The following is a 16,541-nucleotide window of genomic DNA, read 5'->3' on the forward strand; positions in this document are numbered from 1 at the left end:
ATACGATGGCTCTTCTCTATAAGGCCGACCCCGAGCGCGGCAGACAGTGGGCGCAGCTTTTCGCCAGCAAGGCGCCCGAGACACCGTTTCGCCTGTGGCCGGATATCGGCGATGCCGCGTCCATCCGCTATCTGGCCGCATGGCAACCGCCCGCTGACCTCACGCGCGCGCTGCCGAATCTCGAAGTGATCTTCTCGGTGGGCGCGGGCATCGACCAGTTCGATCTGTCCGCCGTGCCGTCCAGCATCGCCGTGGTGCGGATGGTCGAGCCGGGCATCGTCGAGGGCATGGTCGAATACGTGACGCAGGCGGTGCTCACCGTGCATCGCGATCTCTTCGACTACGCGGCGCAGCAACGCGAACGCGTATGGCGTGCAATGCCGGTGCGCGCGGCATCCACGCGGCGTGTCGGCGTGCTGGGCCTCGGCATGCTCGGCACGGCCGTGCTGAAACAGTTGCACCGTTTCGGCTTTGCGTGCGCGGGCTGGAGCCGCTCGGCGCATGAACTGGAAGGCATCGAATGTCATGCGGGTGTCGAGTCGCTCGATGCCTTCCTCGCCCGCACCGATGTGCTCGTGTGCCTCTTGCCGCTCACCGATTCCACGCGCGGCCTGCTGAATAAGCGCGTGTTCGCCGCGCTGCCGCCAGGCGCGTCGTTCATCAACGTCGGGCGCGGTCCGCAAGTGAATCAGGACGATTTGCTCGATGCGCTCGATAGCGGCCATCTGCACGCCGCCATTCTCGATGTCACCGATCCCGAGCCTTTGCCCGACACGCATCCGTTTTGGACGCATCCGCGCGTGCGTCTGACGCCGCATATCGCGAGCGCGACGCGGCCGGAAACAGCGGTGGACGTTGTGCTCGACAATTTGCGCCGGCATCGCGAAGGCCAGCCGATGATCGGTCAGATAGACCGCAGCCGGGGCTACTGAGGCGCCTCAGCACAAAATGCTGCGCACGCCCCGCAAAACGCCGCATATTTGCTTTTCCGCCATTTATTTGGCGATGCGCCCGACGGCGCTCCCCCGATAGTATGGAACGGTCCAGCTTACTTCCGAGAAGAGCCCGCTCATGTCGAATCAATCCAAGCAAGCCCTGGTCGAATCCGACCGCAAACATCTGATTCACCCAGTCGCAAGCTACCGCGCCCATGAAGCGCGCGGCGTCACCGTGCTCGATTCGGCGGACGGCGTCTTCTTGCGCGATATCGAAGGCAAGGAACTGCTCGACGCGTTCTCCGGCCTCTGGTGCGTGAACACGGGCTATGGTCATGCGAGCATCGTCGAGGCGGCCTCGAAACAGATGGCGCGTCTGCCTTACGCGACCGGCTACTTCCACTTCGGCTCCGAACCGGCTATCGAACTGGCCGAAAAGCTGGTCGATCTCGCGCCGGCATCGCTTACGCATGTGTACTTCACGCTCGGCGGCTCGGATGCGGTCGATTCCGCGCTGCGCTTCATCACGCACTACTACAACGCGACCGGCCGTCCGGCGAAGAAGCACTTCATCGCGCTGGAACGCGGCTATCACGGATCGTCGTCGGTTGGTGCGGGGCTGACCGCGCTGCCCGCGTTCCATCGCAACTTCGATCTGCCGCTCGCGACGCAGCATCACATTCCCTCGCCGTACGCGTATCGCAACGACTACGCGGACGACAACGCGCTCATCACCGCGTCGGTGGCGGCGCTGCGGGCCGAGGTGGAAGCGCTCGGCGCGGAGAACGTCGCCGCATTCTTCTGCGAGCCCATTCAAGGCTCGGGCGGCGTGATCGTGCCGCCTGTCGGCTGGCTCAAGGCCATGCGCGAAGCATGCCGCCAACTGGACATCCTCTTCGTCGCCGATGAAGTCATCACCGGCTTCGGGCGCACCGGCCCGCTCTTCGCGTGCGAAGGCGAAGGCGTGGAACCGGACTTGATGACGGTCGCCAAGGGCCTGACGGCAGGTTACGCGCCGATGGGCGCCGTCCTCATGTCCGATGCCGTCTATCAAGGCATCGCGTCGGGTACGAACAATGGCGTGGCCGTGGGTCACGGTCACACTTATTCGGCGCATCCGGTGAGCGCGGCGATCGGTCTCGAAGTCATGCGGCTTTATCACGAAGGCGGACTGCTCGCAAACGGCCAGGCGCGGGCGCCGCGCTTTGCCGAAGGGCTCGATTCGCTGCTTGCGCATCCGCTCGTCGGACATTCGCGGCATCGCGGTCTGCTCGGCGCGCTCGAACTCGTCGCCGACAAAGAGACCAAGCGCGGCTTCGACGCCTCGCTCAAACTGCCGGACCGCATCGCCGCTGCCGCGTACGCCAACGGCCTCGTGTTCCGCGCGTTCGGCGACAACATCCTCGGCTTTGCACCGGCGTTGTGCTACACGGAAGCCAATTTCGACATGATGTTCGAGCGTCTCACGAAGACACTCGACGACGTCCTCGCACAAGCGGAAGTGCGCGCGGCGCTGGGCGGCGCGGCAGGCGGTGCAACGGGATTTAATCGTCGCGTGGCTGCGTGATACCATCGACCGACTTCTCCGACATGTCCCGCCCCGCCTCCCACGATGAGCACCGACTGCAAGCTGGACCGAATCGACCTGCGCATCCTCTCGCAATTGCAAAAGCGCGGACGCATCACCAATGTCGAACTCGCCGATGCAGTCGGCTTATCGCCAAGCCCTTGCCTGATTCGCGTGAAGCGTCTGGAAAAGGCGGGCTATATCGTGGGCTACGGCGCGCAGATTCAATTGGAGAAGCTCGGCGACATTCAGGTGGTCTTCACCGAAGTCACGCTGGCGGATCACCGGCGCGAAGACTTCATCAAGTTCGTGAATGCGGTGAAAGACGTGGACGAGATCGTCGAATGTCATCTGGCGAGCGGCGGCTACGACTATCTGCTGAAGTTCGTCACGCGCAGCGTGAGCCATTATCAAAACATCGTCGAAGGGCTGCTGGAGCGGGATATCGGCATCGAGAAGTACTTCAGCTACGTCATCATCAAGACGGCGTTCGCGAAAACGCATTACCCGCTCGAAACGCTCTTCTCGCCAAGCCAGCACTGACCACCGCAACGCGCATTCACGCGCGTTGTTATCCTTGTTTCCTGTATTGAAGCTTCGAACGCTCGCGCCGCGGGCGGGTCGGCGCACGACCCTCGCGCGCGTGGTTCCTGACTAAACGAAAGCGGAGATCCTCATGTCCAGCAAATATCGTATTGCGGTTATTCCCGGCGATGGCATCGGCAAGGAAGTGATGCCCGAAGCCATTCGCGTGCTCGATGCCGTGAGCAAGCGCTTTGACATTGCGCTCGAATACAAACATATCGAATGGGCGAGCTGTGATTACTACGCGGCGCACGGCCAGATGATGCCCGACGACTGGAAGGCGCAATTGCAGGACACGGACGCCATTCTGTTCGGCGCGGTGGGCTGGCCGCAGACCGTGCCCGATCATATTTCGCTGTGGGGTTCGCTGCTCAAGTTTCGCCGCGAGTTCGACCAGTACATCAACCTGCGTCCCGCGCGTCTTTTCGAAGGCGTGCCCTCGCCGCTCGCGAATCGCAAGGCGGGCGATATCGACTTCATGATCGTGCGTGAAAACACCGAAGGCGAGTATTCGTCGGTCGGCGGCGTGATGTTCGAGGGCACGGAACGCGAGTTCGTCTCGCAGACCTCCATCTTCACGCGCAAGGGCGCGGAGCGCGTGCTGAAGTTCGCGTTCGATCTCGCGCAACGCCGCGAAAAGACCATCACGGTGGCGACCAAGAGCAACGGTATCTCGATCAGCATGCCGTGGTGGGATGCGCGTGCCGCGGAGATCGCGGAGCAGTATCCGGACGTCAAGTGGGACAAGCAGCATATCGACATTCTGTGCGCGCGCTTCGTCTTGAGCCCGGATCGCTTCGATGTGGTCGTTGCCACCAATCTCTTCGGCGACATTCTTTCGGACCTCGGGCCGGCGTGCACCGGAACCATCGGCATCGCGCCTTCGGCCAACATGAATCCAGAGCGCAACTTCCCGTCGCTGTTCGAGCCGGTGCATGGTTCGGCGCCCGATATCGCGGGCAAGGGCGTTGCGAACCCGATCGCCATGATCTGGTCGGCCGCAATGATGCTCGACTTCCTCGGCAACGGCACGGGCAAGGAGCGCGAGGCCCACGACGCGATCCTCGCCGCCATCGAGGCAACGCTCAAGGAAGGCCCGCACACCGGCGACCTGGGCGGCAAGGCAAACACGACGCAAGTCGGGCAAGCCGTCGCGCAACGTCTGCTTTAAAGGAGCCGCCATGAGCCATACATTGAGCGATCTGATCCGCGCCGATAATTTCATCGATGGCAAATGGGTGGCGGCCGCCGACGGCAAGCGCTTTGCCGTGACGAACCCGGCGACGGGCGAAGTCATCGTCGAAGTAGCCGACAGCGGCGCCGCCGATGCCCGCGCCGCCACCGATGCCGCCGCGCGCGCGTTTCCCGCTTGGCGTGACACGCTGCCGAAGGATCGCGCGGCGGTGCTGCACCGCTGGCACACGCTGATCGTCGAGAATGCCGACGCGCTCGGCGAGCTCATCTCGCTCGAACAAGGCAAGCCGCTTGCCGAAGGTCGCGGCGAAGTGCTGTACGGCGCGTCTTATGTGGCGTGGTTCGCCGACGAAGCCACGCGCATTTACGGCGACATCATTCCGCAACAGCAGCGCGGCAAGCGCATGAGCGCGGTGAAGGAGCCGGTGGGAATCGTCGCGGCCATCACGCCGTGGAACTTTCCGCTCGCGATGATCGCGCGCAAGATCGCGCCCGCGCTCGCGGCGGGCTGCACGGTCGTCGGCAAGCCAGCCGAAGACACGCCGCTGACCGCGCTTGCGCTCGTCATGCTCGCGCACGAGGCGGGCGTGCCGGCGGGCGCGTTGAATCTCATCAGTTCGTCGCGGGAGAGCGCGGTGCCCGCGGTCGCCGACTGGCTTCAGGACAGCCGCGTACGCAAAATCACCTTCACGGGTTCGACTCCTGTCGGCAAGTATCTCGCGCGCGAGTCGGCGGATACGCTGAAAAAGCTCTCGCTCGAACTCGGCGGCAATGCGCCTTTCATCGTGTTCGATGACGCCGATCTCGACGCGGCGGTGACCGGCCTGATGGCCTCGAAATTCCGTAACGGCGGACAGACCTGCGTGTGCCCGAATCGCGTGTTCGTGCAGTCCGGCGTGTACGAGCGCTTCGCGGACTTGCTCAGTAACCGCGTCGCTGCATTGAAGGTTGCGCCCGCGACCGACCCGAAAGCGCAGATCGGCCCGATGATCAACTCGCGCGCGGTCGACAAGATCGCCCGCCATGTCGAGGACGCCGTCGCGCGCGGCGCACGCGTGCTCGCGGGCGGCAAGCGGCTCACGGAACTCGGGGCGAACTACTACGCGCCGACCGTGCTCGCCGATGCCACGCCCGACATGCAACTGAGCTGCGAGGAAACCTTCGGTCCTGTCGTGCCGCTCTTTCGTTTCGACGACGAAGCCGAAGGCATTCGCGCCGCCAACGACACGCCCTTCGGCCTCGCATCGTACTTCTACAGCCAGGACGTGAAGCGCATCGACCGCGTGGCGCGTGCGCTCGAAGCGGGCATCGTCGGCATCAACGAAGGCGCGCTCGCGAGCGAAGCCGCGCCTTTCGGCGGCGTGAAGGAATCGGGCTACGGCCGCGAAGGCTCGAAGTACGGCCTCGACGACTATCTGTCGATCAAATATCTCTGTCAGGGCGGTCTCGAATGAACGCGACGGCTTATCCCATTCAGGTCACGTTTCCGGACATCGGCGCGCATGAGGCCGGCAACACCGGCATCCCTTATGTGCATACCTTCGATTCGGGCGTGGCCGGTCCTCACGTGATGATCAACGCGCTCACGCACGGCAACGAAGTGTGCGGCGCGATTGCAGTCGATGAACTCCTGCGCGCGAAAGTGCGCCCGCGGCGCGGCAAGCTCACGCTCGCGTTTGCGAATGTCGATGCCTATCGACGCTTCGATGCCGCGAAGCCGGATGCCTCGCGCTTCGTCGATCAGGACTTCAACCGCGTGTGGACCGCGCAGACGCTCGACGACACCTCGCGCGATTCGAGCGAACTGCGCCGCGCCCGCGCGATGCGTCCGGTCATCGACACGGTGGATCTGCTGCTCGACCTGCATTCGATGCACGAGAAGAGCGCGCCGCTGATCGTCGCGGGACCGCTCGATAAAGGCATTGCGCTGTCGGCGCAACTCGGCACGCCCGCGACCGTGATCTGCGACGAAGGCCATCCGGAAGGCCGCCGCATGCGCGATTACAAAGGCTTTGGCGATCCGGCCAGCGAGAAGAACGCGCTACTGATCGAATGCGGACAGCACTGGGAAGCAAGCGCGGTGGACGTGGCGCGCGACGTCACGGCGCGCTTTCTCCGCCTTGCCGACGTGCTCGATGAGGCCGATCTTCCCATTGGATGGATCAAGCCGTCACCGCCGGAGATGCTGATCGTGCGCGTGACGGAACCTGTCGTGGCAAAGAGCCTCGACTTCCGTTTCGCCGATGCCTACACCGGACTCGAAGTCTTTCCGGAAGCCGGTAGCGTGATCGGCTGGTCCGAAGGCGAAGCGGTCCGCACGCCCTATGCCGATTGCATGCTCGTCATGCCTTCGCTGCGCCAATTGCGCGCGGGCGTGACGGTGGTGAGGCTTGGGAAGATAGAACAGCGTATCGCTGCATCGCAATAACATTCGATCGACAAGACACGACCATATGAAAGTTCAACAGATCAAGCAGAGCATCGGGCTACAAGGCCTGGAAGACTGGGGCACGGCAGGCCTTCCGGGCACACCGCAAATCAGGGTTTCGGGCGTACAGCGCGTGATTCCGGGCAGCGAGAACATCGACACCGGCGTGTTCGAATGCACGCCGGGCACGTATCGTCGCTCGGTCAAGGAAGCGGAAGTCATGCACTTTCTTGCCGGAAGCGGACGCTTCACGCCCGATGGCGAAGACACCGTGCACTTCACGGGCGGCGACACGCTGTTTTTCGCGGCGAACACCGAAGGAACATGGGAAGTCGAGGAGACCATGCGCAAGGTCTACGTGATTTTCCAGTGAAGCGTTTCTTGAATTGCAGGGCATAACCTAGGGTCATGGAGCCTCCAACAATTGCGGCGTTGCTCCAGCGAATTTGACCCAATATATTTTTGCTCAGACCCGCGTCGTTCTTGCGCGATGACATGCTCATCCGCAGTGACGGCGCGACCTGCAAGACGTCCTTCGCTTCAACCTTGTCGAGGAAACGCCGTGATCAATATTGCAAGGTTCAGTTGTTCCCGTCTCACGCTTCGCCCGCTTGCCATGACTTTCGCGCTTGGCATGGCCCTGGGCGGCGCGGCACCGGCTTTTGCCGCGGGCAGCATCACTTTCGTGTCGCAAGGCGGCGCTTATCAGGAAGCGCAGACCAAGGCGATTCTCGATCCCGCTGCAAAAGAACTCGGCATCACGATCAAGCAGGACAGCATTCCGGATGCATGGCCGCAAGTCAAAGCGCAAGCCGCTACCGGCAAGCCGATCTGGGACGTGATCGATACCCCGACGTCGAACTGTCTGCGCGGCGGGCGCGAAGGCTTGCTCGAAAAGCTCGACTTCTCGAAGATCCCCAACGCGGCCGCGATGCCCGAGCAATACCGCACGCCCTATTCGGCGGCGTACGAGTTTTATTCGACCGTCATCGGCTACAACAAGAAAACGCTCAAGAAGGTGCCGCAAAGCTGGAAGGACTTCTGGGACGTGAAAGGTTTCCCCGGCACGCGCGCCTTGCGCAACGACCCGCAGACCGTGCTCGAAGCCGCTTTGCTCGCGGACGGCGTGGCGCGCGACAAGCTCTATCCGCTCGATGTCGATCGCGCGTTCAGGAAGCTCGAAGAGATCAAGCCGAACATCACGGTATGGTGGACCTCGGGCGGCCAGTCGGCGCAGTTGCTGCACGACGGAGAAGTCGACATGACGATGATCTGGAATGGCCGCGCGAGCGCCGTGCGCAAGGACGATCCGGACGTGGACTTCACTTTCAACGACGGCATCCTGCAGAACACGCAGTTGTGCATCCTGAAGAACGCGCCGAACCTCAACGATGCGGTGCGCTTCCTCAATACCGCGCTTTCGCCGGAATTGCAGGCGAACCTGCCGACGTATATCGATTACGGTCCGGGCAATCCGGCCGCGTTCAAGACCGGCAAGATCAGCGAGAAGCGCGCGTCCGAGCTGCCGAGTTCACCGGCAAATGCCGCGAAACAAGCGCTGATGCAGGAAGAATGGTGGGCATCGGACCCGGGCATTCAGGCCAAGGCGCGGTGGCTCAAGTTCATGCAGTGAACGTGCAGCGCGCGCGTTCCGGCATGATCGATTATCTGATTCTCGGCGGCGGCTCGGCGGGCTGCGTGCTGGCCGCGCGCCTGTCGGAGGACGCAGGCAGGCACATATGCCTCGTCGAGGCGGGCCGCGACATCTCCGCGAGCACCATGCCGGACGCGGTTCGCAGCCGCTATCCGGGGCGCGCTTATCTCGATACGAACAACATCTGGCGGCAGTTGAAGGCCCGCATGAGCGCGCTCGCGCCCGTTCGACGTTATGAGCAAGCGCGCATTCTCGGCGGCGGTTCCGCGATCAACGCGCTGATGGCCAATCGCGGCGCGCCCGCCGATTACGACGAGTGGAACACGCTCGGGGCCGATGGCTGGAACTGGCAGAACTGCCTGCCCTACTTCCGCAAGCTCGAAACCGATTGCGACTTCGCCGGCCCCTATCACGGCTCGGACGGACCGCTGCGCATTCAGCGACCGAAGTGGGCGCGCATCTCGCCGTTCGTGCGCGCCGTGCTGGATACGCTTAGCAAGAGCGGCCATCCATTACATGACGATCAGAACGGGCCCTGGCAAGACGGCGCGTTTATCGGCTCGCTCTCGGTAAGCGCGGCGGGCGAACGTATTCCGACGTCCATCTGTTATCTCGACGATGCCACTCGCAAGCGCGTGAATCTATCGATCCGCACGGGTCTCGTCGTCGATCGCATTTTGTTCGATGGCAAACGCGCGATCGGTGCGCGCATCCTGCGGCCGGATGGCACGCACGAAGATGTGCACGCGCGGCGCGTGATCGTCTCGGCGGGCGCGATACACAGTCCCGCGTTGCTCATGCGCAGCGGCATCGGGCCGGCGCAAGCGTTGGCTGCGCTCGGCATCGAAGTATGCGCGGACCGGCCGGGCGTGGGCGGCAATCTGATGGAGCATCCGTCGATTGCGGTGTCCGCGTTTTTGCCGCGTTCGGCGCGCACGCCTTATCCCGATGAGCATCACGAGCAGGCGATCGTGCGCTTCTCATCGCATCTCGATGACACCGTGCCCGGCGACATGCACGGCGCGATTCTTTCGCGTTCCGGCTGGCATTCGGTGGGTTATCGGCTCGGCACGATCTTCTTTTGGGTCAACAAGTCGTATTCGCGCGGGCGGGTGACGTTGGCATCGGCGAATCCACTCGATGAACCGAAGGTCGATTTCGCCATGCTTTCCGATACGCGCGACCTCGAACGGCTCAAGCTTGCCTTGCGCTTCGGCGCGCAAACACTTAACGCGGCGTCGATGGATGCGCATCGCGACATCGTGTTTCCGTCGAGCTATTCGCCGCGCGTCGCAGCGGTCGCCGTGCCGGGAATGTGGAACGCGTTGCAGCGCGGCGCGTTGAGTGCGCTGCTGGATGTTGCGGGACCGTTGCGTGGATGGCTGATCCGACGCGTGGTGACGCAGGGCGTGAGTATCGCCGACTTGATGAACGATGACGAAGCGCTCACGCGGTTCGTGACACGATCGGTTGGCGGAACGTGGCATCCGTCGGGCACATGCCGCATGGGCGCTGAAAACGATCCGCTCGCCGTGACTGACGCGCGCGGCGCGGTGTATGGCGTCGATGGTCTTTATGTATGCGACGCCTCGCTGATGCCTTCGATACCCTGTGCCAATACGAATGTGCCGACGATCATGATGGCCGAGCGCGTCGCGGATATGCTGCGGGCGGAGTCGAACGCCATTCGCTTTGCGAGCGAGGTCGGAGTGGTGGATGGGTATGGGTCGAAGCGGATATCGTAGGGCGTGAGATTGGCGGTCGCGTCACGCGCGCTACGAATCGAGGCGCGTGCGCTTGACTACTCCCCAAACCCCACAATCCCCTTGACCTCCAAAAACGCCTCCAATCCCCACTCCCCATACTCGCGCCCATTCCCCGACTGCTTATATCCGCCAAATGGCGACCCCGCATCCCACGCCGGATAGTTCACATAAACGCTACCCGCGCGCATGCGTAGCGCCACCTTCCGCGCCCGCTCCTTATCCCCGGACTGCACGTAAGCCGCAAGCCCGAACGGCGTATCGTTGGCAATCGCAATTGCTTCTTCGTCATCGCGATACGGCATGATCGCAAGCACCGGTCCGAAGATTTCCTCGCGCGCAATCGTCATCGACGGATCGACACCAGCGAACACCGTCGGCTTCACGTAGTAACCACGTTCCAACCCGTCCGGACGCCCCAAACCGCCCGCCACCAACTCCGCGCCTTCTTCGATGCCGATGCCAATCAACCGCTGCACGCGCGTGAACTGCACGTCGCTGACGACCGGGCCCATCGTCGTGCCGTCCGCATCGGCGGGGCCGACGCGCTGCTTCGAAGCCGCACGCCGCGCGATCTCCACGGCCTCTGCATGACGCGATGCAGGCACGAGCATGCGCGTGGGCGCATTGCACGACTGACCGCTATTGCCGAAGCACGAGTTCACGCCCGCCGTCACGGCCGCTTCCAGATCGACATCGTCAAGCAGGATGTTCGCCGACTTGCCGCCCAGTTCCTGATGCACGCGCTTCACGGTCGGCGCGGCCAGCTTCGCAATCTCGACTCCCGCGCGCGTCGAGCCAGTGAACGACACCATGTCCACATCTGGATGCGAAGACAGCGCCGCGCCCACGGTCGGACCGTCGCCATTGATGAGATTGAACACGCCCGGCGGCACGCCTGCCGCATCGAGAATCTCGGCAAACAAGAGCGCATTCAGCGGCGATACTTCGCTTGGCTTGAGCACCACCGTGCAACCCGCAGCGAGCGCGGGCGCGACCTTGCAGACGATCTGGTTGATCGGCCAGTTCCACGGCGTGATGAGCGCAGCGACGCCGACCGGTTCGTGGTTAATGAGCGTCGTGCCCTTCCTGCGTTGCCACTGAAAGCGCGCGACCGTGCGCAAGGTCTCTTCGATATGCCGCTTGCCGAGCGACGCCTGCCACGCATGCGATAACTTGGAAGGCGCGCCGATTTCACGCGTGATGACTTCGGCCATCTCGTCGTAACGCGCAAGGTACGCTTCGAGTATGCGTTCGAGCAACGCAACGCGCTCTGACACCGGTGTCCGCGAGTACGTTTCGAATGCACGCCGCGCGGCTGCAACCGCGCGATCGACATCGCGCGCATCGCCGAGTGCGATCTCTGCAAACGCTTCTTCCGTGCAGGGATCGATCACGGGCAGACGTCGCGTGCCGGCCGGTTCGACCCACGCGCCATCGATGTAGAACTTCAATGAGTGTGACATGCGTTGATCCGTTTCTATAAGCGTTAAGTGCGCGCCACCGCCGAGCGCCGGCTCACGACGACGATCATCACGAGGCACAACGTAATCGCCGTGAGCATGGTGCTGATGGCCGCGATGGTCGGATCGATCTCGTCGCGCAAGGTGACGAACATGCGGCGCGTGAGCGTCTGGGTGCTGCCGCCCGAAATGAACAGCGCGACGACGGTTTCATCGAGCGCCTGAATGAAGACGAACACCGCGCCCGAGATCACGCTCGCGCGAATCTGCGGCAGCGTCACCGCCATGAAACTGCGAAAGCGGTTCATGCCGAGACTGCGCGCGACCATTTCCTGCGTGCGGTCGAAGCTGCGCAGATCCGCGCCGACCGAGATGAGCACATAAGGCAGACCCAGCATGGTGTCCGCGATGATGAGCCCGCCCAGCGTATTCACGTATCCCGCTTGCGTGAACACGAAGAACACGCCCACCGCGACGATGATGATCGGTACCATCATCGGCAACATGAGGAGCGTGCGCAGATAGCGCATCGACCAGTGCGAGCCGTACTGAATGCCATAAGCCGCCGCAATACCGAGCGGCGTCGCTATCAATGCCGCGCATGTCGATGCGGCGAACGTCGTCTTGGCTGCGTCGATCCACGCGGGGTTGTCGAAGAACGCGTGATACCAGCGCAACGAATACGCGGGCGGCGGAAAGGTCAGAAAGCGCGCATCCGAAAACGACAGCGGCACGACGATCACCACCGGCACCATCAGGAACACGAGGATCAGCAGCACCGATGCGCCGAGTATGATCCGGCCGAGCGACAGTCTCTTCATTTCGCCCTCAGCGTTTTTTCGAGCGGAATCACGCGGCTCGCGAGCCAGAAGATTGCAAAGACACACAGCAACAGCACCACGCTCACCGAACTCGCCGCGCCCCAACTGTTGTAGATCTCCACATTACGGCTGACGATCATGGAGACCATCATCGACTTGCCGCCGCCCATGAGTTCCGGCGTGATGTAGAAGCCCAGGCACAACACGAAGACGAGTGTCACGCCCGCGACCACGCCGCCCATCGAGAGCGGCAGGAACACGCGCATGAACACATGCAAGGGCGAACCGCCGAGACTCGCGCCCGCTTGCGACAGGTTCGGCGGAATCTTCTGCATCGCCGAATAGAGCGGCAGCACCATGAAAGGCAAGAGGATATGCACCATCGCGATGATCGTGCCGAACTGGTTATACGAAAGCTGCAAGGGCCGCTCGATCAGCCCCATGCCGAGCAGCGCCTTGTTGATGAGGCCCGTGCGCTGCAACAGCACGAGCCATGCGTAAGTGCGCACGAGCACGCTGGTCCAGAACGGCAGAATGACCATGCCGAGTATCAGCGCGCTCCATCGCGGCGAAACCGATGCCGCGAAATAAGCGACCGGATATCCCAGCAAAAGCGTCACGCCCGTCACGATGATGGACAGCTTGAACGTCAGCAGAAAGGTGTCGAGATAAGCGCCCGTGAAAACGCGCCGATAGTTCACGAGCGTGAACGCGCCTTCGTGATAAATGGACTGCCACGACAGCCACGCGAGCGGCACCACCAGCAGCACGATCACCACGAACAACGCGGGAGCCATGAGCAGCAGCATGGCGCGGTCTTCGCGTCTTTGATGGCGCACCGAGGGGTCGGTTGCGGCGGCATGCATCGGGGTTGCATCCTCTAGTATCCGTTTGGCTATCGTCATCATGCACCCACGGCGTCGAGAAACTGATACCACGCGGCGACGAGCCTCACGCCCGGCGCGCGCAGCGCATGAAAAGGCACCGGCCGCAGGCCGTCTTGCGCGAGCAGCGCGAGATCGGGCTTGTCGCCGAGGGCGAGCGCCGCTGCATGTTGACCGACGAGGCTCGCCATGGAAATCCCCGCGCCGTTGTAGCCGAGGCAGAACGTGGTGGCGTCGTCGCTACGGCCGACATGCGGCAGCGCGTTGAAGGTCATGCCGACATAACCCGACCAGCGGTACTCGACCGGCACGCCGTTGAGTTGCGGGAACAGCGCGATCATCGCGCGTTGCAACGCATCGAAGCCGGTTGGCTCGCCTTCCTTGCCGAAGGCATCGCGTCCGCCGAAGAGCATGCGGCCATCCACCTTGCGAAACCACTTCATCATGCGGCGCGTTTCGGCGTAGCTGCGGCGATTGATCATCAACTGCGCGTCGAGGTCGGCGGGGAGTTTCGCGGTCGCGATCATCGCGCTGCGAAACGGCACGAGTTCGCGATGATAGGCGGCGGTGGCATCGGAAAGATTCGAATAAGCGTTGGTCGCGACGATCACCTGTTTCGCGCGCACCGTGCCGCCAGGCGCGCGCAGAATCACGCGACGATCGTCCGCGCGCGTCATGTCGATCACCGGTGTCGATTCGAAGATCGGCACGCCGCGCGCAGTCAGACCGTCGGCAAGCCCGCGCACGTATTCCAGCGGCAAGATGGTGCCCGCGTCCGCGCTCAACACGCCGCCCACGAAACCACGCGAACCCGTCTCGTGTTCCACTTCGGCGCGCGACTGCACGCTCATGGTCGTGTCGCCGAGTGTCGTGCGAACCCACTCGGCTTCCGCCCGTATCGAGGCGAAAGCGCGCTCGGTATGAGCGCAACGCAGACTGCCCGTGTGCTCGAATTGCGCGGCCTGCAAACCGAATTCGTCGATGAGCGCTTCCACCGCGCGCACGCCCTCGTGCGCGAGCCGATGCATGCGCTTGGCCATAGCGACGCCATGCGCGCTCGCAATCGACGGAAACGACAGCCTGAATTTCGACGACACCACGCCGCCGTTGCGACCGCTTGCGCCCCATCCGACCGGATTCGCATCGAGCACGGCGCACTCCACGCCGCGCTTTTGCAAGGCATGGGCGGCCGTCAGCCCCGAATAGCCCGCACCGATGATCGCGACTTCCACATCGAGGTCGCGAGCCAAGGGCGCCGTGGCGGCAGCAGGGCCGGCCATCGCCCGCCAGAGCGAGTCGGGCGCGGGACGCGGCGTCGTCGGGGCGCGCATGATCAGGCGGCGGCGCGCAGTTCGGCCTCGACCGCATCGGCGAGCGCGCCGAGGGTCGCGAACTTGAACGTCGGCGTCGTCACGTTCTCCGGCACGGGCGTGGCGCCGAAGCCTTTCTGACCTTGACGGCGTTCAATCCAGCACGTCGCATAACCGAGCTTCGTCGCGACGCCGATGTCGTGATACTGGCTCTGCGCCGTATGCAGAATCTCGTCGAACTTGTAGCCGAACGCAGCCTGACGTCCACGGTTGTAAGCGAAGAATTGCGGGTCGGGCTTGGCGACACCGGTTTCGTCGCAGCAGACGGTATCGTCGAACGGATTGCCGAGCGTATGCGCATACGCCGACAGCGCGACGCGGTCCGCGTTGGTCATCGCGACGAGCCGGAAGTGCTTGCGCAGGCGCTTCAATGCGGCAACGGAATCTTCGAAGGCGGGCCATTCGAGCACGTCGCGCTGGAACGCGGCAGCCGATTGCGCGTCGTCGGGCAAACCGAGTTCCTTCGCCAGATGCAGATAGACGTTGGCCATCTCATGGCTCGAACGCCCCGGATACTTCGCGCGGCCATCCATGTACGGCGTGAAGATCTGGTCATCGGTCAGGTCCTTTGCCTTCGGGCCGCCCAGACGCCGCACGGAATCGAGCACGCCTTTTTCGAAGTTGATCAGCGTGCCGACGACATCGAACGTCAGGACCTTGAAATCGGTGAGATTCATTGCATCATCCTTTTGCGGGTTGCGTATGAGTTGGCAACATGTGCCAGTCGAATCGCCCGTGCACAGGCGATGAAAAACCGTTCATGCGGGCACGACGATGGTGTCCGCGGGATCGAGCGCCACGATCATCTCGGCGCCCGGCTGGGGAATGCGGCGGCGCGCCTCGAAGCTGCCGGGCTGTCTCAGGCTGATGGCCGTGCCGTCTGCGAGCACCGCGAACACGCGCAGACTTTCGCCCTGATAAAGCACTTCGGTCACGCGACAGGAAAAGCGGTTGGCGTTTGCTTGCGCGTCGCCATGCGCGATGAAAAGCTTCTCCGTCTGCACCGCGAGCAAGAGCTTCTCACCACGCGGCAACGGGTGCGCCGTGCGCAAGACCGTGTTGCCGAGACGCACGGCGTCGTCGCCCGCGCGGCTCACGTCGAGCAAGGTCGCCTCGCCGATGAAGCTCGCGACGAACGCATCGCAAGGACGGTCGTAGAGACGCTCGGGCGTGTCGATCTGCACGAGCTTGCCGTCTTTGAGCACGGCCACGCGGTCGCTCATGGTGAGCGCCTCGCGCTGATCGTGCGTCACGTTGACAATGGTCGCGCCAAGCCGCCGATGCAGCCGCCGCAGCTCGATCTGCATGGTCTCGCGCAATTGCTTGTCGAGCGCGGAGAGCGGCTCGTCCATCAGGATCAGTTGCGGCTCGAAGACCATCGCGCGGGCGAGCGCCACGCGTTGCTTCTGCCCGCCCGACAACTGGTCGATGCCGCGATTCTCGTAGCCCGCGAGTTCGACCATCGCCAGGGCATCGGCGACCTTCTTCGGCCAGGTGGATTTCGGCTCGCGTCGCGCACGCAGCGAGAACGCGACGTTCTCGCCCACCGTCATATGCGGAAAGAGCGCGTAGTTCTGGAACACGATGCCGATATCGCGCTTGTGCGGCGGCGCAAATGTAATGTCGCGCTCGCCGACCCAGACGCTTCCGGACGTTGGCTGCACGAAGCCGCCGAGAATGCCTAGCAGCGTGGTCTTGCCCGAACCCGACGGGCCGAGCAACGAGACGAATTCGCCCGGCGCGATGTCGAGAGAAACATCGTCGAGTGCGGCCAGCGCGCCGTAGCGCTTGGTTGCCGACCTGATCGATACGCCGGTTTTCGCTCGTGCATCCATGAGTGTCGTCTCGTGTCTTCGGGCTTGAGGATTAAGAAAAAT

Annotated in this window: 15 protein-coding genes; 9 read left to right on the forward strand and 6 right to left on the reverse strand. The window is 63.3% G+C overall.

Annotated elements, in window-relative coordinates; translation table 11 throughout:
* The first annotated feature begins 5 nt into the window (after window positions 1–5).
* From NCT03_RS23660 to NCT03_RS23700, 9 genes are all read left to right on the forward strand, one after another.
* Complete coding sequence (locus tag NCT03_RS23660; protein ID WP_250494130.1) at window positions 6–932, forward strand: 2-hydroxyacid dehydrogenase; 927 nt, start codon at window positions 6–8, stop codon at window positions 930–932.
* Between the two features lie 139 nt (window positions 933–1,071).
* Window positions 1,072–2,502, forward strand: coding sequence for an aspartate aminotransferase family protein (locus NCT03_RS23665; protein ID WP_250494131.1), 1,431 nt, complete (start codon window positions 1,072–1,074; stop codon window positions 2,500–2,502).
* Between the two features lie 45 nt (window positions 2,503–2,547).
* Window positions 2,548–3,045 carry an Lrp/AsnC family transcriptional regulator gene (locus NCT03_RS23670; protein ID WP_244830135.1) on the forward strand — a complete coding sequence of 166 codons (498 nt, stop codon included), beginning with the start codon at window positions 2,548–2,550 and terminating at the stop codon, window positions 3,043–3,045.
* A 133-nt stretch (window positions 3,046–3,178) separates the two neighbouring features.
* Window positions 3,179–4,258, forward strand: a complete 1,080-nt coding sequence (locus NCT03_RS23675; protein WP_250494132.1) for a tartrate dehydrogenase — start codon at window positions 3,179–3,181, stop codon at window positions 4,256–4,258.
* Between the two features lie 10 nt (window positions 4,259–4,268).
* Window positions 4,269–5,735, forward strand: coding sequence for an NAD-dependent succinate-semialdehyde dehydrogenase (locus tag NCT03_RS23680; RefSeq protein WP_250468428.1), 1,467 nt, complete (start codon window positions 4,269–4,271; stop codon window positions 5,733–5,735).
* A complete protein-coding gene (locus tag NCT03_RS23685; RefSeq protein WP_244830132.1) occupies window positions 5,732–6,709 on the forward strand; it encodes a M14 family metallopeptidase in 978 nt (325 codons plus the stop codon). The genes NCT03_RS23680 and NCT03_RS23685 overlap by 4 nt, the downstream gene beginning before the upstream one ends.
* A 25-nt stretch (window positions 6,710–6,734) precedes the next feature.
* On the forward strand, window positions 6,735–7,082 hold the full coding sequence (locus NCT03_RS23690) for a cupin domain-containing protein (protein ID WP_244830131.1): 348 nt from the start codon (window positions 6,735–6,737) through the stop codon (window positions 7,080–7,082).
* 243 nt (window positions 7,083–7,325) lie between these two features.
* Window positions 7,326–8,342, forward strand: a complete 1,017-nt coding sequence (locus tag NCT03_RS23695; RefSeq protein WP_244830130.1) for an ABC transporter substrate-binding protein — start codon at window positions 7,326–7,328, stop codon at window positions 8,340–8,342.
* Window positions 8,343–8,365: 23 nt separating this feature from the next.
* Window positions 8,366–10,108: a GMC family oxidoreductase gene (locus tag NCT03_RS23700; protein WP_250494256.1), complete on the forward strand. Its 1,743-nt coding sequence runs from the start codon at window positions 8,366–8,368 to the stop codon at window positions 10,106–10,108.
* A gap of 56 nt (window positions 10,109–10,164) precedes the next feature.
* Here the strand turns inward: NCT03_RS23700 and NCT03_RS23705 are convergent, their stop codons facing one another.
* The 6 genes from NCT03_RS23705 to NCT03_RS23730 all read right to left on the reverse strand — a co-directional run bounded on the left by NCT03_RS23705 (window position 10,165) and on the right by NCT03_RS23730 (window position 16,499).
* The gene (locus NCT03_RS23705) at window positions 10,165–11,592 is read right to left on the reverse strand and encodes an aldehyde dehydrogenase family protein (protein ID WP_250494133.1); all 1,428 of its coding nucleotides are present in this window, start codon (window positions 11,590–11,592) and stop codon (window positions 10,165–10,167) included.
* 23 nt (window positions 11,593–11,615) lie between these two features.
* Window positions 11,616–12,410 carry an ABC transporter permease gene (locus NCT03_RS23710; RefSeq protein WP_250494134.1) on the reverse strand — a complete coding sequence of 265 codons (795 nt, stop codon included), beginning with the start codon at window positions 12,408–12,410 and terminating at the stop codon, window positions 11,616–11,618.
* A complete protein-coding gene (locus NCT03_RS23715) occupies window positions 12,407–13,276 on the reverse strand; it encodes an ABC transporter permease (RefSeq protein ID WP_502800410.1) in 870 nt (289 codons plus the stop codon). Before NCT03_RS23715 ends, NCT03_RS23710 begins: the two co-directional genes overlap by 4 nt.
* Before the next feature lie 38 nt (window positions 13,277–13,314).
* The gene (locus NCT03_RS23720) at window positions 13,315–14,625 is read right to left on the reverse strand and encodes an NAD(P)/FAD-dependent oxidoreductase (RefSeq protein ID WP_250494136.1); all 1,311 of its coding nucleotides are present in this window, start codon (window positions 14,623–14,625) and stop codon (window positions 13,315–13,317) included.
* 2 nt (window positions 14,626–14,627) lie between these two features.
* Complete coding sequence (locus NCT03_RS23725; RefSeq protein ID WP_250468434.1) at window positions 14,628–15,341, reverse strand: HAD-IA family hydrolase; 714 nt, start codon at window positions 15,339–15,341, stop codon at window positions 14,628–14,630.
* 81 nt (window positions 15,342–15,422) lie between these two features.
* Window positions 15,423–16,499 (reverse strand): ABC transporter ATP-binding protein, encoded by a 1,077-nt coding sequence (locus NCT03_RS23730; RefSeq protein ID WP_250468435.1) that lies wholly within the window; start codon window positions 16,497–16,499, stop codon window positions 15,423–15,425.
* Window positions 16,500–16,541 lie beyond the last annotated feature (42 nt).

It is taken from the genome of Caballeronia sp. GAWG1-1, assembly GCF_023631465.1.
Classification (GTDB): domain Bacteria; phylum Pseudomonadota; class Gammaproteobacteria; order Burkholderiales; family Burkholderiaceae; genus Caballeronia.

What these genes read in the sequence shown, in the direction of transcription:
- NCT03_RS23660 (WP_250494130.1), top strand. Translation starts at nt 6, where the DNA reads ATGGCTCTTCTCTATAAGGCCGACCCCGAGCGCGGCAGACAGTGGGCG.
- NCT03_RS23665 (WP_250494131.1), top strand. Translation starts at nt 1,072, where the DNA reads ATGTCGAATCAATCCAAGCAAGCCCTGGTCGAATCCGACCGCAAACAT.
- NCT03_RS23670 (WP_244830135.1), top strand. Translation starts at nt 2,548, where the DNA reads ATGAGCACCGACTGCAAGCTGGACCGAATCGACCTGCGCATCCTCTCG.
- NCT03_RS23675 (WP_250494132.1), top strand. Translation starts at nt 3,179, where the DNA reads ATGTCCAGCAAATATCGTATTGCGGTTATTCCCGGCGATGGCATCGGC.
- NCT03_RS23680 (WP_250468428.1), top strand. Translation starts at nt 4,269, where the DNA reads ATGAGCCATACATTGAGCGATCTGATCCGCGCCGATAATTTCATCGAT.
- NCT03_RS23685 (WP_244830132.1), top strand. Translation starts at nt 5,732, where the DNA reads ATGAACGCGACGGCTTATCCCATTCAGGTCACGTTTCCGGACATCGGC.
- NCT03_RS23690 (WP_244830131.1), top strand. Translation starts at nt 6,735, where the DNA reads ATGAAAGTTCAACAGATCAAGCAGAGCATCGGGCTACAAGGCCTGGAA.
- NCT03_RS23695 (WP_244830130.1), top strand. Translation starts at nt 7,326, where the DNA reads ATGACTTTCGCGCTTGGCATGGCCCTGGGCGGCGCGGCACCGGCTTTT.
- NCT03_RS23700 (WP_250494256.1), top strand. Translation starts at nt 8,366, where the DNA reads ATGATCGATTATCTGATTCTCGGCGGCGGCTCGGCGGGCTGCGTGCTG.
- NCT03_RS23705 (WP_250494133.1), bottom strand. Translation starts at nt 11,592, where the DNA reads ATGTCACACTCATTGAAGTTCTACATCGATGGCGCGTGGGTCGAACCG.
- NCT03_RS23710 (WP_250494134.1), bottom strand. Translation starts at nt 12,410, where the DNA reads ATGAAGAGACTGTCGCTCGGCCGGATCATACTCGGCGCATCGGTGCTG.
- NCT03_RS23715 (WP_502800410.1), bottom strand. Translation starts at nt 13,276, where the DNA reads ATGCATGCCGCCGCAACCGACCCCTCGGTGCGCCATCAAAGACGCGAA.
- NCT03_RS23720 (WP_250494136.1), bottom strand. Translation starts at nt 14,625, where the DNA reads ATGCGCGCCCCGACGACGCCGCGTCCCGCGCCCGACTCGCTCTGGCGG.
- NCT03_RS23725 (WP_250468434.1), bottom strand. Translation starts at nt 15,341, where the DNA reads ATGAATCTCACCGATTTCAAGGTCCTGACGTTCGATGTCGTCGGCACG.
- NCT03_RS23730 (WP_250468435.1), bottom strand. Translation starts at nt 16,499, where the DNA reads ATGGATGCACGAGCGAAAACCGGCGTATCGATCAGGTCGGCAACCAAG.